Source organism: Paraburkholderia sediminicola, from assembly GCF_046027355.1.
Taxonomy (GTDB): Bacteria; Pseudomonadota; Gammaproteobacteria; order Burkholderiales; family Burkholderiaceae; genus Paraburkholderia; species Paraburkholderia sediminicola_B.
The window spans coordinates 185309-211549 of the sequence record NZ_JAQQEK010000006.1; the positions used below are offsets into that span (position 1 = coordinate 185309).

A 26241-nucleotide genomic window follows, 5' to 3' on the forward strand; every position below is an offset into this window, starting at 1 on the left:
ACATCGTACGAGCGACAGAATAGATACACTTGGGTGACTGCGTACAAAAGCTTGTCTGTGGGCGAATCTCGTTGCGGCGCTACCCCGCTGACGAGGGTCTCGTAATGTCGGGGCTTGAGCGTAGCCGGTCGATTTGCGCATGCGCCACAAGACAACATGCCTGCGACGAATCGGACCGCTATATGCGATCGATATAGACCTCCACGATCGTTCGTGCGGCGCCGCTCTCCCGTCAGCGTGGCACCGGTCCGATGATCTGCGCGATCCGTTGCCACATCTCTACTGGATTCGAGTACATCGGAAAGTGTCCGCTGTGACTCACTTCAGCCAGTTGCACTCCGTGCTCGCGAAGCGTTGGCAAATAGGAAAGCGATGCGTTCTGCTCACCATACATGAACATCCGGGGAAATGGCAGCTCGAGGAAGCGGTCCATGAGGCACGCATTATCCGAGAGTTCCACCATCGAGCGGAAAATGTGTCGCACCGCGTCAGCACGCACCTTATGTCGCAAACTCGCGGCATAGAGCGGACACGAGAAAAATGGCGAATGCCATGTGCGTTCTATGAACTGGTCGAAGAAGGATTGCGAGTCTGCCGCAGGATAGTCGTTCACCTGCCGGCTCAGGAAGCAGTCTTCCGGAGCGACATTGCCTTCGATATCGACGAAGCTGAGTACGCGCGAGAGTATTTCGTCGGCAAGCATGAGGGCGGTCAGACCGCCCATCGAATGGCCTACCAGATGGAAGTGCTCAACTCCGTAGTGCACGAGTACGGCCTTTGCGGTCGAAACAAGAAAGGGCACCGATATCTTCGACAGATCAGCGCAGTGTGTTGCGCCACAGCCGGGCGCATCATAAGCGATGACAGGATGGCCGTCGAACGCTGGATAACGCACGATATCGGCGTAGTCTTCCTTCGTCGACCCGAATCCATGCAGAAAGAGTATTGGCGCGCGGTTCCCCGCGCGCCGCATGACTGCAAGATCGAGCGTAACGCCTTCCACCACGAGCGTTACGTTTTCCTTGTCGAGTTCAGCCATGTCCGACGAGGCCTCCCCCTGAAAGCGATGAGCAGAACGTTTCGATAGCGCGACATGCACCCGTCAGCGCCACGTCGTCGAGCGCATACGCGATCCGGATGTACGGACCGAGCCCGAACGCGCTGCCATGAACCGTCGCTACGCCTACTTCGTCGAGTAGGGCTGCCGCAACATCCTCATCGCTGCGAAGCGTCGTGCCGCCTGCAGTGCTCAGGCCGATCAGGGCTGAACATGACGCAAATGCGTAGAAAGCGCCGCCTGGTATAGTGCACGTCAATCCTGGCGCGGCATTGATCAGGTCGACCACGAGGTTGCGTCGGCGTTCGAACGCCATGCACGATTCGGTGATGAAGTCCTGCGGACCGGTCAGCGCAGCAAGCGCGGCGTATTGTGAGATCGAACTCGCGCCCGAGGTCTGCTGACCCTGCAGCTTTTCCATCGCATCGAGCAGCCAGCGCGGACCTGTTCCGTAGCCGATGCGCCAGCCTGTCATCGCGTAGGCTTTGGAGACGCCGTTCATCGTCAGCGTGCGCGCCGCTAGCCGAGGCTCGACTTGAGCGATCGTGAAGAAAGGCGCGCCATCGAAAATCAGATGTTCATAGATATCGTCCGAAAGCACGAGGACATTCGGATGCGCGAGTAATACATCTGCCAGGGCGGCCAGTTCGTCGCGCGTATAGACGGCGCCGGTCGGATTCGAGGGCGAATTGAGGATGACCCATCGCGTGCGTGGGCCGATCACTTTCAAAAGCGCGTGCGGTGTCAGTTTGAATCCGCTTTCGATGCCGCACGGCACGACGACAGCGCGTGCGCCGCAAAGAGCGACCATCTCCGGATAACTCACCCAGTACGGCGCCGGCACGATGACTTCGTCGCCCTTGTTGAGCGTTGCGGCCAGCGCGTTGTAGATGACCTGTTTGCCGCCGCTGCACACGATGGTGTCCTGCCAGCCGACGTCTAATCCATTCTCGCGCTGGAACTTCGCAGCAACAGCTTCGCGCAGGCTGCGCATGCCGACGACTTGCGTGTAGCGCGTATGCCCGGCGCGGATTGCTTCGATTGCAGCTTCCCGAACGTGCTCGGGCGTATCGAAGTCCGGTTCGCCTGCGCTCAACGAGATGACGCTTGCACCGCTCGCGCGCCGCGCTGCGGCGCGATCCATCATCCGATAGGTTGCCGAAGGCTGCGCACGCGCGAGATTCACATTGAGCCGATGAGCAGATTGATCCATCACGACTTCCTCTGCAACATGTGATAGCCGAGCGCCGCACGCGCTTCGCCTAGCGTCATGCCATCCGCAATACGCGCGCGGATCTGCGATTCCGTTTCCTCGATCTTGCGCGCGAGCGCGGCAACTTCGCGTGCGCGCTTGCGCGGCACGACGACGACGCCGTTCGCATCCGCGACGACGATGTCGCGCGAGGTCACGCGCGCCGTGCCGATCGAAACTGGCGCATTGATCGACTCCACTTGCACGCGATCCTTGCCGGTTCGCATGAAGCGTCCGCGACTGAACATGGGGTAGCCGTCGTCGAGCGCTTTGGCCACATCGCGGCATACGCCGTCGATCACGGTCGCCGCGATTTTGCGTGCGCCTGCATACTGGGTCATGATGTCGCCCCAGACAGTGCAGTCCGTTCGGGCATCGTTGTCGATGACGATTACATCGCCTTCTGCGACATCGTCGATGAAATCGCCGACGCTGCCCGGCGGCGTGCTCGCGCTCACATACTTGACCGTGAAGGCCGGACCGACAACGGTTTTCCGATAGTCCTCCAGTGCAGCGATCCCGAGACATTGGCCCGGCAGGCCGAGCTTGTCCATCGCATCAGAGACGCCGGGCGTGTCCAGTCCTTCAAAAAGGGCGACGAGTTCCTTGTCTTCAGCGCTCATTTGGCTTCCTTGACGTAGATGGCTTCGAATTCCTTGTCGTGCATGACTTCCGCAACGGAGCGGCCCGCGCGAACGGCCTTCACCATGCCGTCCTGACGTTTTGCTATGCGTTCACCAAGATCGACGACTTCTTCGATACGTGCGGCGGGCACGAACACCGTGCCGCAGCGATCCGCGACGACATAATCGTCTTCATGCACGACGGCGCCCGCGAACGTCACGGGCTTGCCGGAACTGATCTGCGCGACGCGATTGCGTGCGCTTATCATCGTGATGCCGCGCCCGAACACGGGATAGCCGATTGACTCGCTGCCTTCGATATCGCGGCTACATCCGTCGATTACCGAGCCGCGAATCTTTTTTGCCGTCGCCGCGTTGGCGATGATGTCGCCCCAGCACGAAATGCCTTCGAGGCCGCCCGCAATGACGAGAACGCGGTCGTCCGTGCGAATTTCGTCGATCACGGGGGTGATGAGATGAACAGTAGGCGTCGCATCCGTCTTGGGTCCGAGCTGAATCGTGCTCGTGCGTCCGACGACGCGCGGGCAGTCCCAAAGCGGCCGGATGCCGAAGGTGGCGCCGGGAAGACCAAGAAAATCGAGCGCATCGGAAACCGTGTTGGAATCCAGCGAGGCAAGCCGGTCGAGCAGGGAAGGGGGCGTCATGGTTTTTGGCTAGATGCATTGCAGAGCTTGTAGTCTCGGCGTTAGAGTCGCATATGTAAATTCCGAAGAACGGAACCCTTTCATACGCCGAAGCTATCAATGCCATGATCAACTTTCGACTCGTTCGCCATTTATGGTTGTTCCTCGCCGTCGCCGAAGAAAAGCATTTCGGCCGTGCCGCCCAGCGGCTCGGGATGTCCCAGCCGCCTTTGACCGAACAGATCCAGGTGCTTGAACAGGCGCTGAAGGTCAAGTTGTTCGAGCGCGGACGGCATGGCGCGAAGCTGACGCAGGTCGGCGCTGCAATCCTGCCGGCAGTTCGAAAATTCGCCGAGCAACTCGAACGTCTGGAACTGGCAGTACAGGAAGCGACGCAGGGAAATAGCGGTGTATTGACGATCGGCGCCATCGCGTCCGCGATGATCGATACGCTCCCGCCTTTCATCGAGCATCTGAAGGCGCAGTTTCCCCAGCTAACCGTCTCGGTCAAAGAGATCGACAGTGTCGAGGCGGTGCCAGCACTCGAGCGCGGCGAATCGATCTTGCATTCGCGCGTCTCGAGGGAGAGCAGGGGCCGTCGATTCAATCGTTGGCGCTCAAGCAGGACCGCCTTGCTGTGGCCTTGCCGAAGACGCACCGCTTTGCAGAATTGCCGCGTGTGCGGCTTGCATCGCTTGCGGACGAAGCGTTCGTCATGTTCTCGCGGCACTTCAGTCCGAATTACTACGACAGCATCATCGCGACGTGCCGCGGCGCAGGGTTTTCGCCACGCGTGTTGCACGAAGTGCGCTCTGTGGCGTCGCAAATTGCTTTCGTCGGATGTGGACAGGGCATCGCGCTCGTGCCCGATTCGCTGAAAAAGATGGCGGCGGATAACGTTGTATTCCGGCCGCTGAAAGAGGCGGTCACTGTCGTCACTACGGCCGTCGCATGGTCCACCGAGAGGGCGAATCCGATCGTCGACACAGCCGTTGAGGCGCTATCCCAGAGCAGAATGGTTCAGGTCGGGAAGGCACCTGCGGCGCGCAAGAGGCGGACGGATCGAGCTTAGAACCCAGCATATTCGATACGCCCGGCAGAACGATTCGTTCCGATCTTCGGAATTTACAGAATAGACACGATACCCGATATTGGCCGCGCTCTCCCGCGCGTTTGCGGGAAGTTGATCCGCCACCGAAGAGGAGCGTTGCCGTGTCGAGTTCCGAGTTCAATATTCATCCGCCGCCCGCGCTGGCGCCGTCCGCGGTCGTCGAGGCGCTACGGCGGATCGTGACGCCGCATATCAGCGACAGCCTTCAGCGCGTTTCAGGTGTGGTCGGCCTGACGCGATATCACCGCAGTCGGAAGCTGGTCGGCACCGCGTTTACCGTCAAGACGCGCCCTGGCGACAATCTTCTGATCTACAAGGCGTTGATGGATATGTCGCCCGGTCACGTCCTCGTCGTGGACGGCGGCGCGGACACGACCAACGCACTGGTCGGCGAACTCATCATGCTTTACGCGCAACAGCGCGGATGCGCAGGCTTCGTGCTGGACGCCGCTATCCGGGACAGCGCCGCGTTTTTCGAGGCCGATTTCCCTTGCTATGCGCGTGGTTCGAGTCATCGTGGGCCTTATAAAGTCGGACCAGGCGCGATCAATGTGCCCGTTTCTGTCGGCGGACAAGTCGTTGCGCCGGGCGATCTGGTTGTCGGAGACGAAGACGGCGTCGTGTCCTTTCCGGCGAGCGACGCACGAAGAATCCTCGATGCAGTCGCGAAGATTGCTGCGAACGAGTCTCGCATCAAGGATGAGATCGCGACGGGCGCTCGCGATCAGGCATGGCTTCATAAGGTGCTGGCAGCGCATGGGCTGAGCGAATAGCACATCGGCATCGATTTTTCGAAACTTCCCTCCCGTAACACCTGGCGGCGATGTCGATTGGCATCGCCGTTTTTTTATCGCCGTTTCAATAGGCTCGGCGTATCGAACTCTTCCTGAAATCGGAATAGACGTGGTTTTTTGCGCATCCGAGCATGTGTCCACAAACTGCAATTCGCGGACTAGCAAGAATCGGAGGATGACGATGAAAACAAGGATGCTTGTCGCAATGGCCTGCTGCGTAACGACCCAGATCGCCGCAGCGGAAGAATCCACGCTCGCGAAAATCAAGGCGTCGCAGTCGATCACGCTTGGTGTGCGGGACAGTTCGATTCCGCTGTCGTACACGGGCGGCGACGGCCAGCCCATCGGCTTTCAGATGGACATCTGCAAACAGATTGTCTCCGCCATTCAAGCGCGGCTCGGCTTGCCTAAGCTCGATGTGAAGTATCAGACCGTCAATTCGCAGAATCGTGTCGTGCTCGTGCAGAACGGTACGGTGGATCTCGAATGCGGTTCGACGACGAACAACCAGGCGCGTGCGCGGGACGTCGCGTTCTCGGTCACGACCTATATCGAAGAAGATCGCATGGCCGTACGGGCGGATTCAGGCATTCGCAACCTGCGCGACCTCTCCGGCAAAACGGTGGTGGCGACGACGGGAACGACCGCGATCCAGCACCTGCGCCAGCATGAACGCGCGGCGGGCCTGAACTGGACGGACCTCTACGGCAAGGATCACGCCGATAGCTTCCTGATGCTTGAATCGGGCCGCGCCGATGCGTGGGTCCTCGATCAGGGCGTGCTGCGCGCGACCATCGCGATCTCGCGTAACCCGGCCGCTTATACGGTCACGGGCGAGCCGTTCAACACGGAACCGATTGCCGTCATGTTCCGCAAGGACGATCCCGACTTCAAGAAGGTCGTTGACGGCACGATCCGAAAGATGGACGCCAGCGGCGAGATGAAAACGCTGTGGAGCAAATGGTTTGTTCAGCCGATTCCCCCACGCGGAATCCGGATGAACATGGAGCCGCCCGAAGCCCTGGTCAAGCTATGGGCGCAGCCAAACGATCTGCCGATGGAAAGCTACGCGGCGCGGTAACGAAGTGGTATCGACACACGGAGAGAGAAGATGGCGCTGGACTGGAGCGTGTTCTGCAAGGAAACGACGACGGGCGATGTAATCGCAAGCTGCTTCGGCAGCCATGGCGACCAGACCTATCTGAACTGGATTCTTTCGGCATGGAGCTGGACGTTGACGGTCTCGCTCGGCGCGCTGCTGGTCGCGTTGATCGTCGGCGTGGCTGTGGGAACGTTGCGTACCTTGCCCGACAGGCCGTGGCTCGCGTCGCTCGGCGCGGCATGGGTCGAACTGTTCCGCGACATTCCGTTGCTCGTTCAGATCTTTCTTTGGTACTTCGTCATTCCCGATGCCTTTCCGCCGCTCAAGAAGTGCTCGCCCGCGTTGCTCGTCATCGTTGCGATCGGGTTGTTCACGTCGGCACGCATCGCGGAGCAGGTACGCGCTGGCATCCGCTCGCTTTCGCGTGGTCAGCGTAATGCGGCACTCGCGCTCGGGCTGACCACAGCGCAAACCTATCGCCATGTGCTTTTGCCGATCGCCTTGCGCATCATCATTCCGCCGCTCACGTCGGAGGCGATGAACGTCGTGAAGAATTCGTCTGTCGCCTTTGCCGTCTCTATCACCGAGTTGACGTTCTTCGCCCGGCAGGCGGGAGAGGAAACCGCCGCACCCATTCAGATGTATCTCGCGGCCACTGTCTTGTATGGATTGACGGCCTTCGGCGTGAACCGCCTGATGCATGTCATCGAGCGCAGGGCGCGGATTCCTGGATTCGGGTCCGTTGGCGCCGCCGCCGTTCATTGAGGAGTCGAAGCGATGCCAGGCACTCTCGACCTCGATTTCTTCCGCAGGGATGTCGTCGCGCCATTCGTCGTGAAAGGTCTGGGCTACAGCGTGTGGCTGACCATCGTCGCGACGCTCGGCGGAATCTGCTTCGGTACGGTACTGGCACTTGTGCGGTTGCTCGGCAAACCGGCTCTCGAACGGCCGGTCGCCATTTACGTAAACATCATGCGCTCCGTTCCGCTGGTCATGGTGCTGCTGTGGTTCTTCCTCATCATTCCGTTCGCGACGGGCAGACCCGTCGGCGCGGAAATGTCGGCGATCGTGACGTTCGTCGCCTTCGAAGCGGCGTACTTCTCTGAGATCGTTCGCGCGGGGATTCAGGCTATTGCACGAGGGCAGTTCAATGCGGGCTTTGCGCTCGGGATGACGTACGGGCAAAACATGCGATTCGTCGTGCTGCCGCAGGCGTTCCGCAACATGCTGCCGGTGTTTCTGACGCAAGTCGTCATTTTGTTTCAGGACACCTCGCTCGTCTATGCCATCGGCGCGTACGACCTGCTAAAGGGATTCGAAACCGCTGGAAAGAATGTCGGCCGGCCGGTGGAAGCCTACCTGCTTGCGGCGGTGGTGTATTTCCTCGTTTGCATGACTTTGTCCGCAACCGTGCGGCTCGTGCAGAAGCGAGTCCAGATTATTCGTTGAAGGATATCCATGAGCCAGATGAAGCCCATGATCGAACTGCGCGATGTCTCGAAGTGGTACGGCACGGTCCAGGTGCTGGACGGATGCTCCTTGTCGATCGCGAAGGGCGAAGTTGTTGTCGTATGCGGGCCTTCGGGGTCAGGCAAATCGACGCTGATCAAGACCATCAATGCGCTCGAGGCAATCCAGAAAGGTGCTATCCATATCGATGGCACGCACGTCAATTCGCCACGCACGGACCTGCCGAAGCTGCGTAGCCGTGTCGGTATGGTCTTTCAGCATTTCGAGCTGTTCCCGCATCTGAGCGTCACCGACAACCTCACGCTCGCGCAGACGAAGGTGCTCGGACGCAGCTTCGACGAGGCACGAACACGTGGCCTCAAAATGCTCGCTCGCGTCGGCCTCCTGGCGCACAAGGACAAATATCCGGGCACGTTGTCGGGCGGGCAGCAACAGCGCGTTGCGATTGCGCGTGCGTTATCGATGGATCCCGTCGTCATGTTGTTCGACGAACCTACATCTGCGCTCGATCCGGAAATGGTCGGCGAAGTGCTCGACGTGATGACCGCGCTCGCGGAGGACGGCATGACCATGATGTGTGTGACGCATGAGATGGGATTTGCTTCACGCGTCGGCAGTCGCATCGTCTTCATGGATGTCGGCGGGCGCATTCTCGAGGACTGCACGCGCGACGAGTTCTTCGGCAATCCGACGGCCCGGCAGCCGCGCACAAAGGATTTTCTGAGCAAGATCATTCAGCACTAGCCGCGGAGAACTCGTACAGGCAGAGCCAAAATTCGCGTGAGACAGTCGGCGCTTTCGCCAACTTGCAAGGACAGGACTGTCACCTACGCGACGACTGAATCACCTGCAACTTGAGCTCAGTGGGCTTGGACTGTTGTAACTATGCGGTTTTCATCGACATAGAGAGATCGATGATGTCCGTTCACCTTCTGAGCGGCCGTTTCAATCACAAAGACGCGTGTCGCGTCGAGGAACCTGGCTTCGACAAAATGACTCGCTCGGGCGGCGCCACCACTGACACGCTTCCAGCGCCACATCGCCACGCGTGGTTCATAAATTTCTGAGCACACTGCTCGCCAGCGTGCGCAGTTCGTCGAACTGCGTAACGAGTTCGAGGCACAGAAGAAAGGCCAGCATCCCTGACGGCCCCGGATAGCGTTCGATCCATCGCAGCGCGGGAGTCGCGTAGCGCACGCGGATGGCATCTCGCGTCATGACATAGGTAATTCCGATTCCCACAGCGGCGCCCACCAGCAAATCGGTTGGGTAGTGAAAGCCGAGATAGGCGCGCGGAATGCAAATGAACAGCACCGTATAGAGAATCGCCAGCACGCCGATGCTACGCCTCACGAGGTAGATGCCGGTGGCGACCGCCATCCATAGCATCGCGTGATCGCTTGGGAAGGAACTCCAATTTGTCAGCAGTGCGTCCTTGATATCGCTACCTGCAAAGTGCAGATGCAGTTCGGCGCTATAGACGGGGCGCACCCTGAACGGCAACCAGTGAGTCAGCAGTCTTCCGACGAAGAGCGCCACGAGGCCACTGAGAAGCGTTGCGAGAACCATTTCTCGCCGCCATTCGCGGCGCTCGTCTTGCTGAAACCACATCCACCAGAGCACGGGAATGAGTACGAGGCCTTTGAACGTGTAGAGGTCGGCGATATCTTCAATGGATCGGGTCGCGAAATGACCGAAGTGTACGTTGGACAGATATGTTTCGATAGACAAATCAAAGCTATTCATCATTTTGTAATAAATTTGAGCTAATCGTCCGAGGTTAGCATAGCCGACTGAACGCGCCGCATTTTTTGGCGCTTACTTTCACTGGCGGTTTATTGCGCGAGTGTCCTCTTCGGATGGCGTATGCCAAGGAACACCGCGTTGGCCAAGTTCGTCGGAAAATCTCGGGTCGCCGGCGACACCTGCTCGATACCCGTCAATCGCGCGTCGATAGCCGCGGCGGACATGTCGCCCGCAGTCCTTGGGTGACCCAATCGAACTTCGGCCGAGAATCCTTCGTGCCTGTCCACCGCACCACCGTGTCATCGACTAGCCCTTGCCGCGTTGAAACCCGCCAGGAGTGCATCGCTTTCGACGGGAAAAAGGCGGGCGTCCAATGCAGCTGCATTTGACCGTTAGAGAGTGCCGTGCGACTGGGGCGCTTGTGCAGCTGTAGCAAATCTTGCAATGGTTTCCAACCGATCTTGCAGCAGCGCCAATCTCCGACGCTGATCGCGCATCGCTGGGAGTAGCGTAAGCACCTCAAGTCGGGCGATCCAGTAGGAAATGGGAAGGGGGCCGTTCGCAATGTAAGGGAACACCTGCTCGAGGTGTGAAAGTTCGCCTTCGATGTATCGATGGTTCATTGTTATGCGCCGAGTCTGTGGACGTGCCGGTATGGTCTGGCTGCAAAAAGAGATACTGCAGCAACCGTCGTGCCCGACTGCAGGATGGCTCAGTGTTCATATCGGCGGCTCGTCCACCGATTTTTGCAAAAGCGGCCATTGACCGATCAACAGCCACCGCTTCCTGGATCTTCAATCAGAACATCGACAGAGCGGTTCGTTTCAATCGAGTTTTACGCTCCTCGACGCCGTAAGATTGTCTTAAGAAAATGATGGTTAGATGGCGCCGGCGCTGAAAGAAACCGGATCCATGGGACGGCTAAAACCACACCGCGCGGACCGATCAACAAGAGGTACTGAGGCACCTACAAGGAGCCCGGCAATGTAGTGTGCCGAGCGAACTCTTTTTACCCATTTCGCGCCATGACCCCTGACGTGCCTTCCTCCCCCAGAACCTCTATTCCTGGCACGGTCTGGGCGCTCGGCTTCGTCAGCCTCTTCATGGACCTGTCGTCAGAACTGGTGCATGCACTGCTGCCGGTGTTCCTCGTGACCACCATGGGCATGAGCGTGACCGCAATCGGTGTGCTTGAGGGCGCAGCCGAAGCAACCGCCCTCATCGTGAAGGTATTCTCCGGCCCGCTCAGCGACTGGCTCGGGCGGCGCAAGGGCCTGCTGCTGCTTGGCTACGGACTGGCGGCGCTCACAAAGCCGCTGTTCCCGCTCGCGACTTCACCCGCATGGGTCATCACTGCCCGGCTGCTTGATCGCGTCGGTAAGGGCATTCGAGGCGCTCCACGCGATGCGTTGGTCGCCGACGTGGCACCGCCGGAGATCCGCGGTGCGTGTTTTGGATTGCGTCAGTCGATGGATACGATTGGAGCGTTCCTCGGCCCCGCACTCGCCATTGCGCTGATGTTCTGGTTTGCCGACCACATTCGTACCGTGTTGTGGTTTGCCGTCGTGCCTGCCTTCATTGCGATCGGCCTCATCGCGTTCGGTATCGACGAATCGGGCCATGCGCCGGTACGGCATGACTTCCGCTCGCCATTGCAATGGGGCGTGCTGCGCGAGTTCTCAGCGCACTACTGGTATATCGTCATCATCGGTGCGACATTCACGCTCGCGCGCTTCAGCGAAGCATTCCTTGTGTTGCGCGCACAGCAGACTGGACTGGATCTCGCGTGGATCCCCGGCGTGATGGTCGTGATGAGTCTGGCGTATTCGCTGTCGGCGTATCCGGTCGGGGTGCTGTCGGACCGGCTGGATCGCAGACTTCTGCTGGCGCTAGGCATGGCGCTGCTGATCGCGGCTGACCTGCTGCTCGGCATGGGACAGTCGGTTGTGCTGGTATTCGTCGGCGTCGCTGTGTGGGGCCTGCACATGGGTTTTACGCAGGGCATCCTCGCTGCAATGGTGTCCGAAACCGCGCCCTCGACGCTGCGCGGCACTGCCTTCGGCGTTTTCAACCTGGCCTGCGGCGTATGTATGTTACTCGCGAGCGCGCTGGCCGGCTGGCTATGGGATCGCTATGGCGCTCCGGCAACTTTTCTCGCGGGCGCAGCGCTGGTCATCTTGCCGCTGCTGCTGTGCTGTTTTGCGCCCCGGCCAGCGATACCCCGTGCCTGATGGATTCCTATCAATGACGTCGTGGCGATGAATACACTTGAGGCGGTCAACAGGGCGGTGTTTCTACTGATCAACGGTACGACGGCGACTCCTGCATGGCTAGTCGGCATGGCAATGTTGATCGCCAGTTACGTGATCTATCTCGCGGGCGGCGCCGTCACGAGATGGGTGATCATGCCGATTGATGTTCACTTAGAGGAGAGCGCCAACCATTAGGTTTAGCATTCGAATACGCAACCGGGACGGGTCGTGAGTGCGGATATCGTGTACTCGCAAGGACCATTGCGGGCATCGTTCGTGTACAGCAGTTGGCGCAATCACGCGATTGCGCTCGTGTCAGGGCTCGGCCTGAGCCCGTTTCTCGGGCAATCGCTGGCGGGCGGCCAGACCTTCGTCGCGCGAACGCAGGACATCTTCGGCCTGTCGGCGCTTTACAGGGCGACACCGCATCTCGACCTGCACGGCGTGCTGACGCAAGTGATTCTTTCGACGCAGACACAGTCGGCGACGATGCGGACGGCAGAACTCGGCGCGGACTATCACGTGACTGCGGCCAATACCGTAACGCTGGGCGGCTATCTTTCGTGGCTATCGGGCACGCGCGATGCCGAGCTGGGGGTTGGCGATGTTTACGTGCTGTCCAAGCGGACCGTGGTGTATGCGCAGGTGACCTGCCAGCACGCCGATGGTGTCGGCAATGCAGCGATGCCGTTGCTCGCGCCGCCGGACAGTCCCAATCAGACAGCGTTCCGGATCGGTCTGCATCACTTCTTCTGACACATACGAAAGCGCGCCCTGAACTCGTGTTTGCCGCTGGCCGACTCCCACCCGGTTTCGTCGGCCACGCGGCGACGCGCCTCAGCTATTGGCAACGCTGACCAGTCGCCGGCCCGATTCGCCGCCCCAGCGCTTGACCGTGCCCGTATCGATATCGAACAGATCGAGCACACGTCCGAGCGTGTGATCGATCATCGATTCGAGGTTGTCGGGCCGCGCGTAAAACGCAGGCACGGGAGGATAGATGATCGCGCCCGTCTCCGTTGCAGCCGTCATGTTGCGCAAATGCCCAAGATGCAGCGGCGTTTCGCGGACCATCAGAACGACTCGCTTGCGCTCTTTGAGCATCACGTCCGCGGCGCGCGACAACAATGAGCCTGTGTTGCCCGTCGCGATCTCCGCAAGGGTTTTCATCGAACACGGCGCGACGATCATGCCGTCCACACGAAATGAGCCGCTCGAAATGGCTGCGCCGATATCGGCGTTCGGATAGTGTTCGTGTGCAAGTGCCTGCACATCCGCTGTGCGTAAATCCGTTTCATAGGCCAGCGTCACCTGGGCCGACCGGCTCATGACCAGATGCGATTCGACGTTCAGCTCGCGGAGCATTTCCAGCAGCCGGATGCCATAGATGACGCCCGAAGCGCCGCTGATTCCCACCACGATACGTTTGCGTCGTTCCATGTCCGTCGTCTCTCGTTGACCCGCGGCGCCGGGCATTCAAGTGCCGCGCCGCGATGATTCATATGCCGTGCGTCCGTCTGCAAAAGGCCTCGTCCGCGCAGGCGGCATGCCGCCACATGAAGGTTGCATGACGTGGAGTGTTCGCTTCAAACGAAATCTGTTCATGCGTGGCATGAAGCCTTTTCATCGTCGGTGTAGGCGTGTCGCGCACGCCACGGCGTCGTGACAAAGATGAAATCCGTTCATGGCGTACATGAGAAATCACCGTTTGCGAGGGGATGTGTTCTGCCTCAGTCTGCGGTCACAGTCCCGCAACTAAAGCTGCGTGACTCGTCAAGCAGCATCTGTCGACGCACGGCACTTGTCTGCCGCCGTGCTTCCCCGGCACGTCATGGCACGGCGACCGCTGCTCGACTCGCACTCATGCAATCCGACAGGCGAATCCGTGCGGCTGGCCGGTTTGCGATGCATTCCCCCTGATCATTAACCGGACAACCATGAAAAATTTCCCTTCTTTCCAGACACACTTGCAGGCCTTGGAAGATAGAGGCCTCGTCGTCCACGTACACCGAGAAATCAACAAGGACACCGAGTTGCATCCGCTGGTGCGCTGGCAGTTGCGCGGCGGCATTCCCGAATCGGACCGTAAGGCGTTCGTGTTTCATAACGTCGTCGACAGCAAAGGGCGCCGTTATGAATTGCCCGTCGTCGTCGGCGCGCTGTCGATCAACCGGGAGGTGTACTCGATCGGCATGGGCGTACCTGTCGATGAGATCGGCAAGAAGTGGCAGCACGCGAAGGGTCACCCGATCGATCCCGTCGTCGTGGATGACGCGCCGTGCCAGGAGGTGTGTTTCATAGGCGACGATCTCGACGTCGATGGCCAGGGTCTCGAACATCTGCCGATTCCCATCTCGACGCCGGGCTTCGACAACGCGCCGTACACGACCTGTTCGCAGTACATTTCCGTCGATCCGGAAAATGGCGTTCAGAACATGGGCACGTATCGCGGGCAGATCAAGGGCAAACGCCGCGTCGGCTGCAATCCGTCAATCGAAATGGGGCAGGGCATTTATCAGCATTGGCTAAAGTACAAGGCCATGGGCAAGCCGATGCCCGCCGCGCTCGTGATTGGCGGACATCCGGCGGTGTCGTTCTGTTCGGTGCAGAAGCTGCCGATCGACGTCGACGAACTCGGTGTCGCCGGCGCGATTCTGGGCGAGCCGCTGCGCGTGGTGAAGTGCAGGACGAACGATCTGCTCGTGCCCGCCGACGCGGAGATCGTGATCGAAGGCTTCGTGCCGACCGATACGCTCGAGCCGGAAGGCCCATTCGGCGAATCGCACGGTCACGTGAACCTGCAGGAATTCAATCCGTACATGAACGTCACGGCGATCACGCGCCGCAAGAATGCACACCTCGTGTCGATCATCAGCCAGGTCACACCGAGCGAGAGCTCGCTGGTCAAGAAGGTTGCATTCGAGCCGCTGTTCCTCGATCACCTGAGGAATTCGCTGCGTATCTCCAGCGTGGAAAAGGTCGTGATGCACGAGCCGCTCACGAATCTGCGCAAGCTCGTGATTGTCGTCTTCAGCGAGAAGGCAACTGAGACGGAAATCTGGCGCGCGCTGATGGGCGCGGCATCGCTGCAGCCGGCCGTCGGCAAGCTGGTCGTGGCCGTCAGCAACGACATCAACCCGGAGAACAGCGATGCCATCTTCTGGTCGATGAGCTACCGGATGAATGCGATCAAGGACGTGCAAATTTTGCACGGCCGCGATACGGGACATGGTCCGCGCACGTCGGGCGCACAGCGCGGCGACGACGCGGTGGACGGCGTGATCCTGATGAACGCGACGCGCAAGGAAAAACTGCCGCCGCTGTCGCTGCCGACCCGGCAGTACATGGAAAACGCAAAGGCGATCTGGGAAGAACTGGGCCTGCCGGCGCTGCGCCCCGAATGGCCGTGGTACGGCGTCTCGATGGGCGACTGGGACGAACGCAACGAAGCGATGGCGCAGCGCGCGGTGAGGAGCGAGTACTTCAAGACGGGCGAAGAACAGACGCGTCAACGTGTCGGTCCCGAATGGATCAACAAGGACTCGGACTGGTACTTCGCCGAGAAGAAGGACATGTGACCGCGTATTGAAAGCGGCCCTGCCAACGCAGCAGTAGCGGAGCGTCTCGCGCGAGTGTCGATGGATTGCCGTCTGGAACCGGCAGAAGTCGAACGGATTTTCAAGCGGGACGTTCATGCATATCCATGGTGGATGGCGCGGGGGAGCGTCACATCCCGCACATCCCGCCACACGAATAGAACGACATTGATGGAGGAGATATGGACGAAAAAGGAGGAGCAGTTCCCGCCGTGAGCACAAGGCGTCTGACGCGCTCGCTGGCGGCATTGACTCTGCTGGGCCTTTCCGGCGGCGCAGTTCACGCGCAGAGCAGCGTCACGTTGTATGGTTCTCTCGATGGTGGTTTGCGCAATCTGGTGAACGGAACCAAGGCGGGCGGCGCGGCGCTGTCGATGGCATCGAACGGCGTCTACAACTCGAACCGCTGGGGTTTTGAAGGCAAGGAGGACATCGGCGGCGGATATTATGTGCGCTTCAATCTGGAAGCCGGCTACGTGCTCTCGACGGGCGCGAACAACAATACGAATAATCAGATCTTCCAGCGTACGTCGACGGTCGGATTCGGCGGGCCGTTCGGCCGAATCGACATGGGCCGTCAGTTCACGTTGCAGCACTACCTGATCAAGGACTTCGAGCCGTTCGACTTTCATTACCTGAGCATCACGGAGTCTACGGCAGTCTCAGGCGGCGACACGGGACGCGACAGCAATGGCATCAACTACCGCGGCATTTTCGGGCCTTGGGTGATTCGCGGCACGTATGCCCCCGGCGGCGTGGCGGGCAGTGTCGCGAATGGCTCGACGCTGGCGGGCGGTGTGAACTATCGCAGCGAGACGATCAAGCTCGGCGCGGGCTACACGCACAGATCCAACCCGCTGTCGGCCACATCGAGCCAGTACTTCAGCAACGATCAGTACACGGCGGGCGGCACGGTGACGGTGGGCCCCGTCGACGTGATGGCGGGATATTCGCTCGATCTGCAGGACGTGCCGGCCTCCGTGCACAGCATGACGCGCAATCAGTACCTGTGGGGCGGTGTGCGGTATCAGGTGACGTCCTTCTTCAACGTAACGGCTGCGTACTATGACAACAAGAACAAGACGAACGGCCTGGACGGAAGAAAGGACGTGGCGATTCTTGGCGTCGTTTATCTGCTGTCCAAGCGGACGGAACTCTATGCGGACGTCGACTACACGCATTTCACGGGCGTCTATGTGACGAATGCAACGCTGAATGCGTCAGGGCATGAGAAGCAGACAGGTATCTCGTTTGGTATCAATCACTGGTTCTAGGATTTGCGCTGGCACGAAATAAAGCCGATTGGAGCCCTTGAGCATTCCAATCGGCTTGAGTTTTGAATGTCCGCGACGCGTTTTTGCATCGCAGACGTCAGCGCTCAATGATCGTCGAGCGACCCCTGCGCATTGAAGTGCGCGCGAATCGTCTTCGTGTAATGCAGAAAAGCCGGCGTCGCCATCACCTCGAGCGGCCTGGGACGCGGCAGGTCGATATCGTAGATCGCAGCAATCGACCCCGGCCGCTCCGACATCACGAGTACCCTGTCCGACAGAAACACGGCTTCGGGAATGCTATGGGTAATCAGCAGCACGGTCTTCTTCGATTCGAGCCAGATGCGCTGCAATTCCATGTTCATGCTTTCACGGGTCATCGCGTCGAGCGCGCCGAATGGCTCGTCCATCAACAGTACGGACGGTTCGTGCAACAGCGCACGGCAGATCGAAACCCGCTGCTGCATGCCGCCCGAAAGCTGCCAGGGATACTTCTCCTCGAAACCCTTGAGCCCGGCCATCTCGATCAGCTGCATCGCCTTCTCGCGCGCCTCATGCTTCGGCATACGCCGCATCTCGGCCTGCAGCAGGATGTTGCCGAGCACATTGCGCCACGCGAGCAGGACCGCGCTCTGAAACACGATGCCGACATTCTTCTGCGGCCCGCGAATCGGCTGGCCCGACAGGGTCATCGTTCCCGCCGATATCGCTTCGAGGCCCGCGACCATTTTCAGAAGTGTGCTCTTGCCGCAACCTGACGGTCCCACGATCGAGACGAACTCCTGTTCACGGATCTCGAAGTCGAGCGGCATGAGCGCCTGCATCGCGCCCTGTGCGCTGCGATAGCTCTTGGTGACGCCGCGCAGTTCGATCAGCGGTTTCGATGCCGTGCGTGCGGGCGATCGGTAATGTTTCTCGTCGAGCTTCAGTACGGTGGTCATAGCAGGGCCAGTATCAGATGAACGATTGAAAGGGACGCAGCGTGTGCAGCGCGGCTCATGGAACGAAAGCACCCGTGTAGTACTTCGTCGGCACGTTGGCGGACGGATCGAGCTTGCTGTACTGCACGATGGCGGCGACGGAATCGTTGATGTTCTTCGTGCTGACGTGAAAGATCGGCGCGTGTTCGGTTTCGGGCGTGCGGTAGAAGGGAATCGTGGCCTTGAGCGTGCGGATCATCGTGTCGCGGGAACCGGCTGCGGGCAGCGTCTTGAGCAGGGCATCGACGGCGGCGGCCGGGTCTTTTTCGCTATCGTCCACTGCTTTCGATGTCGCGCGCATGAACCGCTTGAGCAGATCGGCGTTGTCCTTGATCATGTCGTCGCGGGCAATGATGCTGAGGGTCGCGACGTTCACGTTGTAATCGGCGAACAGAATCGCGCGCGCGGGCTTCTTCGTGGCCTGCTCGACGGAAATGAGCGGGATCGTTGCAAAGCCGACGAGCAGATCGGCCTGCCCGGTGATGACGGCGTTGATGGTAGTTTGCGGGTTGCCCGCGATGGTCTTGAAGTCGGAGTCCTTGAGGCCGACCTTGTTCATGAACATGGTCCACAACTGCGACGAGGCATCGCCCGGCGCGACGGCCACGGTCTTGCCCTTGATGTCCTGCGGGGTCTTGATGTTCTTCTCCGCAAGGCCGACCACGGAAGTCGGATTCTCCTGCATCAGCACGCCGATCGCCTTGACGGGCGCGCCCATCGCGGCCACCTTCACCATCGTGCTGAAATCGGCGTAGCCGATGTCGACGTTATGCGTCGCCACGGCCTGCACGGTTGGCCCCGAACCGTGTCCTTCCAGCAGCTTCAGATCGATGCCTTCGGCGTCGTAGTAGCCCTTCACCTTGCCGAGGTAGAACGGAGCCACGGCGCCGTTGACCGTGTAGTTGAGCATCATCGTCAGCGAATCTTTCGCGTACGCCGCGGTGGCGGCGCAACCGATCGCGGCGATGCTCACCGCGGCTGCGATGCGCGATAGCCTTCTGGACTTCATGTCGTCTCCTGTCTGATCTTTGATGTGGGTATTCGAAGCGTGCGGCGCGCGGCGCGGCGGTTCAACGGGCATTTCACGCGCGGCCGAGCGCACGTGAACGGTGCGACGCATGCCACGGAATGGCGATGCGTTCCAGCATGTCGATCGCGACGAACAGCAGCGCGCCGATCACCGACAGAACCACGAGCGCTGAAAAGATCAGCGGCTGGTCGAAGTTGCCGTTCGCGCGCTGCAGCACGAAGCCGAGCCCTGAATTCGCGCCGACGAATTCGCCGACCACCGCGCCGACCACGGCCAGCGTGATCGACACCTTCATGCTCGAAAAGATCGACGGCAGCGCATGCGGCAGGCTGATCTTGAAGAACGTCTTGACGGGTGAGCTGCCCATCGACTTCGCGAGATCGATCAGGTCTTTCTCGACCGACTTGAACCCCATCACCGTCGATACGACGACGGGAAAGAAGCCGAGCAGGAACGCGACGAGCATGCGCGGAAACAGGCCGAAGCCAAACCAGACGACGAATAGTGGCGCAATCGCCACTTTCGGAATGCTCTGCGAGAACACCACGAGCGGATACAGATAGCTTTCGATCAGCGGCGATGCGGCGACCAGCATCGCGATCGGCACACCGATCAGCACCGACAACGCGAAGCCGCCCAGCGTCGCGTACAGCGTGGGCAGCGACTCCTGCAACAGCATCGGCCACTGTGCCGCGATCTGCCGCATGATTGCTTCGGGCGTCGGCACGAGGTAGGGCGGAATCTTGAAGATGCGGATCACGAGATCCCACGCGGCGAGCATGACCACGATGAGCAGCAGCGGACGGACCCACTGCGAGTTCAGGACTTTCCTGGTGAATTTCACGGCATTCGACCTTTCTGGTTGAGAAGCGGCATAAGGACCGCGGGACCGCGGGACTGCTCGTTCGGCGAGGGGCCTCGCATGCCGCGGCAGCTCGTGCAAGCGGGAAGGGTGGCGGCGCGGTACCCGTATCGCGTGGACATGGACCGGCACGCTCTGGCAGCAAGAGTGAAGGTGAGCCCGGCGACGGGCAAACGCTAATTGTTCATGCCGCATATGAGAGAAATTCATCCGCAGCCGCAGGCGAGGCACGCGCGCAGACAGTCACGTAAGACTTGGAACGCCCGTTCGCAGCCAATGAATAGTTTTCATGCGTTACATGAAAGATCGTCGTTTGCCGCGACTCCGGCTTGCCAGCACTATCCGGCTGCGGGCTCGAAAGACCCGAACTCGAACCCATCCGACAGCAGCGGAGCACGCAATGAATCAACCGATCAGTCCCGATGTCGTTTCGTCCCACGTCACCGTACGGGACGGCACGCGCATCGGCTACAACCTCTACGGCGGAAAAGAGAACACGGTGCGCGTCGTCCTCGTGCATTCGCTCGCGATGGACCGTCACTTCTGGGCGCCCGTTATCGAACGGCTGATGCCGCGCGCTGCCGTGCTCGCCATCGATGCGCGCGGCCACGGCGCATCGGACAAGCCGGCCGGTCCGTACACGGTGTCGCTGTTCGCGCAGGACGTGTACGACGTGATGCGCGCGACGGACTTTCGCAACGTGTTGATCGCAGGAGCGTCGATGGGCGGCTGCGTCGCGCTGGAGTTCGCGGCGGCATATCCCGATGCGATCGCGGCCGGCCTGATCGATACCACCGCGTGGTACGGCGAGACGGCACCGCAGGACTGGAACGCACGCGCCGAAAAGGCGGAGACGGGCGGCCTGGCGCCGCTCGTCGAGTTTCAGACGACACGCTGGTTTAGCGATGCGTTCCGCGCGGAACGGCCGGACGTCGTGCAGCGCTGCGTGGATACGTTCCTGCGCAATGAGGTCGCCGCCTTTGCCGCGACGGGCCGCATGCTCGGTTCGTTCGATGGACGCGCGCTGATGCGCGGCGTCAAGGTGCCGGCGTGCGTGATCGTCGGCGAGGAAGACTACGCGGCGACGCCGGCGATGGCGCGGGCGCTGCATGCGGGCATCGACGGTTCGACCTTCACAGAGATTCCTCAGGCGCGACATCTCACGCCGCTCGAGACGCCGGATATCGTGGCGCGCGAACTGCACACGCTGCTCGATCGCGCCGGCTGCGCACGCTAGCCCCATTCAGAAACAAGGAGTGCATTAGATGATTCCGTTTGAGCTCGCCAGGCCCCGCTCGCTCAGGGAAGCGATCGCGCTGCTGGATCCGGAAGACCCGGATATCCGCCCGCTGGGCGGCGGCACGGCGGTGATGTTGATGATGAAGGCGGGCGTGCTGCGGCCGACGCGCCTCGTGAGCCTGCGTGATATCGAACCGCGGTATGCGCAGATTCGCGTCGGCTCAAATGGCGAACTGCGCATCGGCGGGCTGACGCGTCTCGCGACGCTCGAACACTCGCCGCTAGTGAAGGAAGGCTGGCCACTGCTCGCGCGCACGTTGCGCACGCTGTCGAATGTGCGCGTGCGCAACGTCGCGACGATTGGCGGCAATCTCGGCCACGCCGATCCGCACATGGACATGCCGCCCGTGCTGACGTCGCTCGGTGCGAGCGTGACGATTTCGGGACCCTGCGGCGAGCGGACCGTGCCCGTCGAAGACTTGTGCACGGGCTACTACGAAACGGTGCTGGCCCGGGACGAACTGATTTCCGAGGTGATCGTGCCGCCGCAGGCAGGACGTCCCGCTGCGTACATGAAGGTAACGACGCGCGCGGCGCACGACTGGCCCGCGCTCGGCGTCGCCGTCGTGCTCGACATGAAGGGGCCGCGAATCGACCGTGCGAGCGTGATCGTCGGCGCGGCAACGGACCGTCCGACGCGGCTCACGCAAGCCGAAGCGCTGCTACGCGGCGCATCGCCCGACGACGCCGCGATGCTGCGCGATGCAGGAGAAGCGGGCGCGGCGCAGCTCGATATCGTCGGCGACCCTCACGGTTCGGCCAGCTACAAGAAACAACTTCTGAAGGTCTATCTGGGCCGCGCGGTACGTACGGCGCTCGCCGCAGCGAACGGCAGTGCCGCGCCATTCGAGGGTCATGCGTAATGAAGGTCGAAACGACGCTGGAAGAACAGCCAGCACAAAAGCAGGTGGGCCGCGCATTGAACCGGCTCGAAGCGCGCTCGAAAGTCACGGGACGCGCGGAGTACATCCACAATCTCGTGCTGCCGCGCATGCTCTACGGCAAGATCTTTCGCAGCACGGTTGCGCACGGGAAGATCGTCAGCATCGACACGAGTGCCGCTCGCGAGCTGGAGGGCGTATTTGCCGTTTACACGGGCGAAGACGTCAGGAAGGTGATTCCCGAGCCGTATTACGGCCCGGCGTTTCACGACCAGCCGATTCTCGCGCTGGAAAAGGTGCGCTATATCGGCGAACCCGTCGCGGTCGTGCTGGCTTCGGACCCGCACATCGCCGAAGAGGCGACGCATCTGATCATTACCGAGTACGAGGAACTGCCCGCGGTATTCAACGAGGTCGAGGCGGCGCAATCGGATGTGCTGGTGCATGAGTTCCTGCGTCCCGCCGGCACGTTTCCCGACCTCAAACATCTGGCCGGACGCAAGGGCACGAACGTCGCGCTCGATTTCCAGCTGCGGCGCGGCGACGTCGACGCGGCCTTCGCGAGCGCGGCGCATGTGTTCGAGGACACGTTCACGACGCAGCAGGTCATGCACACGCCGCTCGAACCGATGGTGTCGCTGGCGGAACCCGATCTGGGCACGGGAATGCTGACGGTGCATACGGCCTCGCAAAGTCCGTCGTTCGTGCGCATCGAGATCGCGCGCCTGCTCGGCTGGGACGAAAACCGCGTGCGGGTGAAGTCGGCGCTGCTGGGCGGCGGCTTCGGCGCGAAGCTGTACATCAAACTCGAAGCGCTCGTCGTCGCGCTCGCATTGCTGTCGCGGCGCGCCGTCAAAGTGTCGCTGACGATGGAAGAACAGTTCTTTACGATCACCAAGCACGCCACGACATTCCGCATGAAGACGGCCGTGAACGACGAAGGCCGCATCAGCGCGCGCAAGTGCGAGGTGTGGTGGAACGGTGGCGCCTATGCGGATATCGGGCCGCGCGTCACGCAGAAGTCCGGCTTCACGGCCTCCGGTCCTTACGACATCGAGAACGTGTGGATCGATTCGTATCAGGTGTACACGAATCTGCCGCCGGCGGGCGCGTTTCGCGGCTTCGGCATTCCGCAGATGGTGTGGGCGTACGAAAGCCATGCCGACATGATTTCGCGGGCGCTCGGCATCGATCCTCTCGAGTTCCGCCGCCGCAATATTCTTCGCGAGGGCCGCCCGCACGCGACCGGCACGCCGATGCACGACGCCGCCATCGACCTCGTGCTCGAACGCGTCGCGCAGCGGATGAACTGGACGGCGCCGTTCGAGCGCGGCACCGGCACGCTGCGGCGTGGGCGCGGCATCGGCATCGGCTTCAAGGCGCTGGTTGCGCCCACCACATCGGTCGCGATGGTGAGCCTCGCGGGCGACGGCAGTTGCACGGTGTATTCGAGCACGGTCGACATGGGCCAGGCATCGGAAACCGCGATTGCGCTGATGGCGGGCGACGTGCTGGGCATTCCCGCCGAACGTATCAAGGTGATGCGCCCCGACACGGACGTGACGCCGTACGATATGGCGACCCTCGGCTCGCGCTCGACGTTCCATATGGGCCACGCCGTGCGCCTCGCGGCCGAGGACGCCAACCGCAAGCTCGCCGAACTCGCGGACGAACTGGGTTTGCCGCCCGTGCCCGCGATTCGCGCCGGCGAGTTGCTGCGTCGCAAGTATGGGATGCAGGCCGGCAATATCGTCGGCATCGGCAGCTTCATTCCCAGTTATAAGTCGCCGGCATACGAGACGGGCCAGTCGGAAAACATCACGCCGAACTGGATGGTGGGCGGCTGCGGCGTCGAAGTCGAAGTCGATACGGAGACGGGCCACTTCAGGCTGCTGCGTTTCGAGAACGTTGTCGATTGCGGCACGCCGATCAATCCAAAGGTCGTCGATACGCAGATTTCGGGCGCGGCCATCATGCAGCTCGGCATCTCGCTGTTCGAGCGCATGGAGTTCGACGAAGTCGGGCAACTGCGCAACGCGTCGTTTGCCGAGTACAAGATTCCGGGCATCCACGACATTCCGTCGAAGATCGGCCGCGAAACCGTCGATTCGGTGCAGAACAACGGCCCGTTCGGCGCGAAGGGCGTCGGTGAAAGCGCGACGTTCGGCGTTGCGTCGGCGATTGCCGAGGCGATCGAAGATGCCGTCGGCGTGCGGCTCATGTCTCTGCCGTTGACGCCTGAGCGCGTCTATCGCGCGCTGTGCGCCGCGCGCAACGAACCGCTATCCGAGGACTAACTCATGAGTGCCACATCCATCACGATTCATTTCACGCTGAACGGCGAACGCGTGAGCGCGGAGATCGAGCCGCATCACACGATTCTCGATGTGCTGCGCCAGCAGTTCGCCTTATACGGCGCGCGCGAAAGCTGCGGACAGGGGCTGTGCGGATGCTGCACGGTGATCGTCAACGGCGAAAGCGTGTCGGGCTGTCTCTTCCTCGCGGCGATGGCCGACGGCGGCGAAGTCAGCACGATCGAAAATCTCGACGCCGACGGCGAACTCGACATTGTGCAGCAGGCCTTTATCGAGTGCGGCGCGTTTCAGTGCGGCTTTTGCACGTCCGGCTTCATTCTGATGAGCCGGCAGCTGCTCGATCGCAATCCAGACCCGACGGAAGCGGAGATCAAACACTTCCTTGCGGGCAATCTCTGCCGTTGCGCGGCGTACCCCGAGATCATCGAGGCCGTGAAGCTTGCCGCGCGGATGCGCAATTCGGCCAGGAGCGTTCTCGCGTAAAGTCTCTACTACAACATGCGCGCATCGCAACGACAACAGATGGCAGGTCGCGCGCAACGACGACATGGAGACAGTCGATGCATCAACCTGTGGATGAGAGCTCTGCTGGCCGCATGCGCGTGCAGGCTCGCGGCGAGAGCGAAACGGATTGCGCCGATGGGAAAGTCGCCTGGTATCGCTCGATCAACCGGCAACAATGGAGTGCACTCGCCGCGTCCAATCTCGGCTGGTTTTTTGACGGCTATGAGACGTATGCACTGGTGCTCACCGTAGGCGTCGCGCTCGGTCAGTTGCTCGAACCGTCAGCCCATGCGCAGATTCCTTTCTATGCGGGGCTCGTGATCGCGCTGACGCTGCTTGGCTGGGGCATCGGCGGATTGATAGGCGGCATCCTGACCGACTACATCGGCCGCAAGCGGATGATGATGCTCGCGATTCTCGCGTACTCGCTCACGACGGGCCTGAGCGCGTTATCGTGGGACTGGACATCGTTTGCGGCGCTGCGCTTCGTCGTCGGTCTGGCGATGGGTTCCGAGTGGGCGACGGGCACGGCGATGACGGCCGAGATCTGGCCCGACCGTCATCGCGGCAAAGGGGCGGGACTCATGCAATGCGGTCTCGGCATGGGATTTTTCGTCGCGTCGCTGATCTGGCTTTTCATGAGCGGCATGGGTGAGCATGCGTGGCGCTACATGTATCTGATCGGCGTACTGCCGGGTCTCGCGACGCTGTGGATGCGCGCCGGCATTCCAGAATCGGAGCAGTGGCAGCGCATCAATGCGCAGCGCAAGGCTACGCTCGAGCGCAAGCGGGTGGGCGCGGCACTCGACAGCCGCGAGCAGGCGCTCGCGCGCTTTACGCTATTCGACCTGCTCGCGGACCCGAAGCTGCGCCGCCGCACGTGGATCGCGGTGCTGATGTCGCTCAGCACCACGCTCGGCTGGTGGGGCATCTCGACCTGGGTGCCGCCCTACATCGGCGCGGTGGCGGCGCGCGCCGGGCTGTCCGCGGCCGCGTGGGCCAGCTTCGCGGGCATGGCGTACAACGTTGGCGCGATCACGGGCTACATCGGTCTCGGTTTTCTCGCCGATGCATATGGGCGCAAGCGCGTCACCTTTCTGTTCTTCGCGATGGCGTTCATCCTGACGCCCGTGCTCTTCATGTGGACGCACGATATCGTCTTGCTGCTTGCGGTTGCCTGCGTGTCCGGCTTCTTCAGCCTTGGACAGTACACGTGGATGCCGACCTGGTTGCCGGAGCTGTATCCGACCCGTGTGCGCGGCACCGCGATCGCACTGTGTTTCAACGTTCCGCGTTTTCTTGCGTGGACGGGGCCGCTCGTCGCGGGCACGTTGATCACCCGCTTTGGCGGTTACGGTCACGCAGCCGTCATAGTCGGCTTTATTTATCTCGTGGGTCTCGTACTCGCGCCATGGCTGCCGGAAACGCGCGGCCAATCCCTACCTGAATAGG

The 26241-nt window shown here is 61.1% G+C and carries 24 protein-coding genes and 1 pseudogene; 16 read left to right on the plus strand and 9 right to left on the minus strand.

Annotated features, from left to right (window positions below; genetic code table 11):
- Nucleotides 1-232: 232 nt before the first annotated feature.
- Genes PQR42_RS12930 through PQR42_RS12945 form a run of 4 tightly spaced genes read right to left on the minus strand, consistent with a single transcriptional unit; the run spans nucleotide 233 to nucleotide 3597 of the window.
- Nucleotides 233-1039 carry an alpha/beta fold hydrolase gene (locus PQR42_RS12930; protein WP_408384440.1) on the minus strand — a complete coding sequence of 269 codons (807 nt, stop codon included), beginning with the start codon at nucleotides 1037-1039 and terminating at the stop codon, nucleotides 233-235.
- A complete protein-coding gene (locus PQR42_RS12935) occupies nucleotides 1032-2270 on the minus strand; it encodes a pyridoxal phosphate-dependent aminotransferase (RefSeq protein WP_408384438.1) in 1239 nt (412 codons plus the stop codon). The genes PQR42_RS12930 and PQR42_RS12935 overlap by 8 nt, the downstream gene beginning before the upstream one ends.
- Entirely contained in the window at nucleotides 2270-2932 is a 663-nt protein-coding gene (locus PQR42_RS12940; RefSeq protein WP_408384436.1) for an RraA family protein, read from the minus strand. The genes PQR42_RS12935 and PQR42_RS12940 overlap by 1 nt, the downstream gene beginning before the upstream one ends.
- On the minus strand, nucleotides 2929-3597 hold the full coding sequence (locus PQR42_RS12945; protein ID WP_408384434.1) for an RraA family protein: 669 nt from the start codon (nucleotides 3595-3597) through the stop codon (nucleotides 2929-2931). The genes PQR42_RS12940 and PQR42_RS12945 overlap by 4 nt, the downstream gene beginning before the upstream one ends.
- Before the next feature lie 104 nt (nucleotides 3598-3701).
- Here PQR42_RS12945 and PQR42_RS12950 point away from each other — a divergent pair.
- The 6 genes and pseudogenes from PQR42_RS12950 (at nucleotide 3702) to PQR42_RS12975 (ending at nucleotide 8797) form a co-directional block, all read left to right on the plus strand.
- Nucleotides 3702-4648: pseudogene (locus tag PQR42_RS12950) on the plus strand (LysR substrate-binding domain-containing protein).
- Between the two features lie 140 nt (nucleotides 4649-4788).
- Entirely contained in the window at nucleotides 4789-5460 is a 672-nt protein-coding gene (locus PQR42_RS12955) for an RraA family protein (RefSeq protein ID WP_408204120.1), read from the plus strand.
- Between the two features lie 202 nt (nucleotides 5461-5662).
- The gene (locus PQR42_RS12960) at nucleotides 5663-6562 is read left to right on the plus strand and encodes an amino acid ABC transporter substrate-binding protein (protein WP_408204122.1); all 900 of its coding nucleotides are present in this window, start codon (nucleotides 5663-5665) and stop codon (nucleotides 6560-6562) included.
- Between the two features lie 30 nt (nucleotides 6563-6592).
- On the plus strand, nucleotides 6593-7348 hold the full coding sequence (locus PQR42_RS12965; RefSeq protein ID WP_408384430.1) for an amino acid ABC transporter permease: 756 nt from the start codon (nucleotides 6593-6595) through the stop codon (nucleotides 7346-7348).
- Nucleotides 7349-7360: 12 nt separating this feature from the next.
- Complete coding sequence (locus tag PQR42_RS12970; RefSeq protein ID WP_408493644.1) at nucleotides 7361-8032, plus strand: amino acid ABC transporter permease; 672 nt, start codon at nucleotides 7361-7363, stop codon at nucleotides 8030-8032.
- A gap of 27 nt (nucleotides 8033-8059) precedes the next feature.
- Nucleotides 8060-8797 carry an amino acid ABC transporter ATP-binding protein gene (locus PQR42_RS12975; RefSeq protein ID WP_408204325.1) on the plus strand — a complete coding sequence of 246 codons (738 nt, stop codon included), beginning with the start codon at nucleotides 8060-8062 and terminating at the stop codon, nucleotides 8795-8797.
- A 309-nt stretch (nucleotides 8798-9106) separates the two neighbouring features.
- Here PQR42_RS12975 and PQR42_RS12980 read toward each other — a convergent pair whose 3' ends face one another.
- A complete protein-coding gene (locus tag PQR42_RS12980) occupies nucleotides 9107-9799 on the minus strand; it encodes a phosphatase PAP2 family protein (RefSeq protein ID WP_408384627.1) in 693 nt (230 codons plus the stop codon).
- A gap of 1025 nt (nucleotides 9800-10824) precedes the next feature.
- On the opposite strand from PQR42_RS12980, the gene PQR42_RS12985 reads away from it, so the two are divergent.
- The 3 genes from PQR42_RS12985 to PQR42_RS12995 are packed head-to-tail and all read left to right on the plus strand — an operon-like array spanning nucleotide 10825 to nucleotide 12807.
- Nucleotides 10825-12030, plus strand: a complete 1206-nt coding sequence (locus PQR42_RS12985; protein ID WP_408384428.1) for an MFS transporter — start codon at nucleotides 10825-10827, stop codon at nucleotides 12028-12030.
- 27 nt (nucleotides 12031-12057) lie between these two features.
- Nucleotides 12058-12246, plus strand: coding sequence for a hypothetical protein (locus tag PQR42_RS12990; protein ID WP_408384426.1), 189 nt, complete (start codon nucleotides 12058-12060; stop codon nucleotides 12244-12246).
- A 33-nt stretch (nucleotides 12247-12279) separates the two neighbouring features.
- Nucleotides 12280-12807: a porin gene (locus tag PQR42_RS12995; RefSeq protein WP_408384425.1), complete on the plus strand. Its 528-nt coding sequence runs from the start codon at nucleotides 12280-12282 to the stop codon at nucleotides 12805-12807.
- A gap of 81 nt (nucleotides 12808-12888) precedes the next feature.
- On the opposite strand, the gene PQR42_RS13000 is transcribed toward PQR42_RS12995, so the two are convergent.
- Complete coding sequence (locus tag PQR42_RS13000; protein ID WP_408384423.1) at nucleotides 12889-13491, minus strand: UbiX family flavin prenyltransferase; 603 nt, start codon at nucleotides 13489-13491, stop codon at nucleotides 12889-12891.
- 497 nt (nucleotides 13492-13988) lie between these two features.
- Between PQR42_RS13000 and PQR42_RS13005 the strand changes: the two genes are divergently transcribed.
- Nucleotides 13989-15629 carry a UbiD family decarboxylase gene (locus tag PQR42_RS13005; RefSeq protein WP_408384421.1) on the plus strand — a complete coding sequence of 547 codons (1641 nt, stop codon included), beginning with the start codon at nucleotides 13989-13991 and terminating at the stop codon, nucleotides 15627-15629.
- Nucleotides 15630-15859: 230 nt separating this feature from the next.
- A complete protein-coding gene (locus PQR42_RS13010; protein WP_408384419.1) occupies nucleotides 15860-16921 on the plus strand; it encodes a porin in 1062 nt (353 codons plus the stop codon).
- Between the two features lie 104 nt (nucleotides 16922-17025).
- Here the strand turns inward: PQR42_RS13010 and PQR42_RS13015 are convergent, their stop codons facing one another.
- The 3 genes from PQR42_RS13015 to PQR42_RS13025 form a co-directional block, all read right to left on the minus strand.
- Complete coding sequence (locus PQR42_RS13015; RefSeq protein ID WP_408204140.1) at nucleotides 17026-17859, minus strand: ABC transporter ATP-binding protein; 834 nt, start codon at nucleotides 17857-17859, stop codon at nucleotides 17026-17028.
- A 55-nt stretch (nucleotides 17860-17914) separates the two neighbouring features.
- A complete protein-coding gene (locus PQR42_RS13020) occupies nucleotides 17915-18907 on the minus strand; it encodes an ABC transporter substrate-binding protein (protein ID WP_408384417.1) in 993 nt (330 codons plus the stop codon).
- Nucleotides 18908-18980: 73 nt separating this feature from the next.
- Nucleotides 18981-19772 carry an ABC transporter permease gene (locus tag PQR42_RS13025; protein WP_408384415.1) on the minus strand — a complete coding sequence of 264 codons (792 nt, stop codon included), beginning with the start codon at nucleotides 19770-19772 and terminating at the stop codon, nucleotides 18981-18983.
- A 418-nt stretch (nucleotides 19773-20190) separates the two neighbouring features.
- Here PQR42_RS13025 and PQR42_RS13030 point away from each other — a divergent pair, with 418 nt between their 5' ends.
- The 5 genes from PQR42_RS13030 to PQR42_RS13050 all read left to right on the plus strand — a co-directional run bounded on the left by PQR42_RS13030 (nucleotide 20191) and on the right by PQR42_RS13050 (nucleotide 26240).
- The gene (locus PQR42_RS13030; RefSeq protein WP_408204146.1) at nucleotides 20191-21027 is read left to right on the plus strand and encodes an alpha/beta fold hydrolase; all 837 of its coding nucleotides are present in this window, start codon (nucleotides 20191-20193) and stop codon (nucleotides 21025-21027) included.
- Between the two features lie 28 nt (nucleotides 21028-21055).
- Nucleotides 21056-21952, plus strand: a complete 897-nt coding sequence (locus tag PQR42_RS13035) for an FAD binding domain-containing protein (protein ID WP_408384413.1) — start codon at nucleotides 21056-21058, stop codon at nucleotides 21950-21952.
- Complete coding sequence (locus PQR42_RS13040; protein WP_408384411.1) at nucleotides 21952-24267, plus strand: xanthine dehydrogenase family protein molybdopterin-binding subunit; 2316 nt, start codon at nucleotides 21952-21954, stop codon at nucleotides 24265-24267. Before PQR42_RS13035 ends, PQR42_RS13040 begins: the two co-directional genes overlap by 1 nt.
- A gap of 3 nt (nucleotides 24268-24270) precedes the next feature.
- A complete protein-coding gene (locus PQR42_RS13045; protein ID WP_408204152.1) occupies nucleotides 24271-24768 on the plus strand; it encodes a (2Fe-2S)-binding protein in 498 nt (165 codons plus the stop codon).
- A 77-nt stretch (nucleotides 24769-24845) separates the two neighbouring features.
- Nucleotides 24846-26240 (plus strand): MFS transporter, encoded by a 1395-nt coding sequence (locus PQR42_RS13050; protein ID WP_408384409.1) that lies wholly within the window; start codon nucleotides 24846-24848, stop codon nucleotides 26238-26240.
- Nucleotide 26241 lies beyond the last annotated feature (1 nt).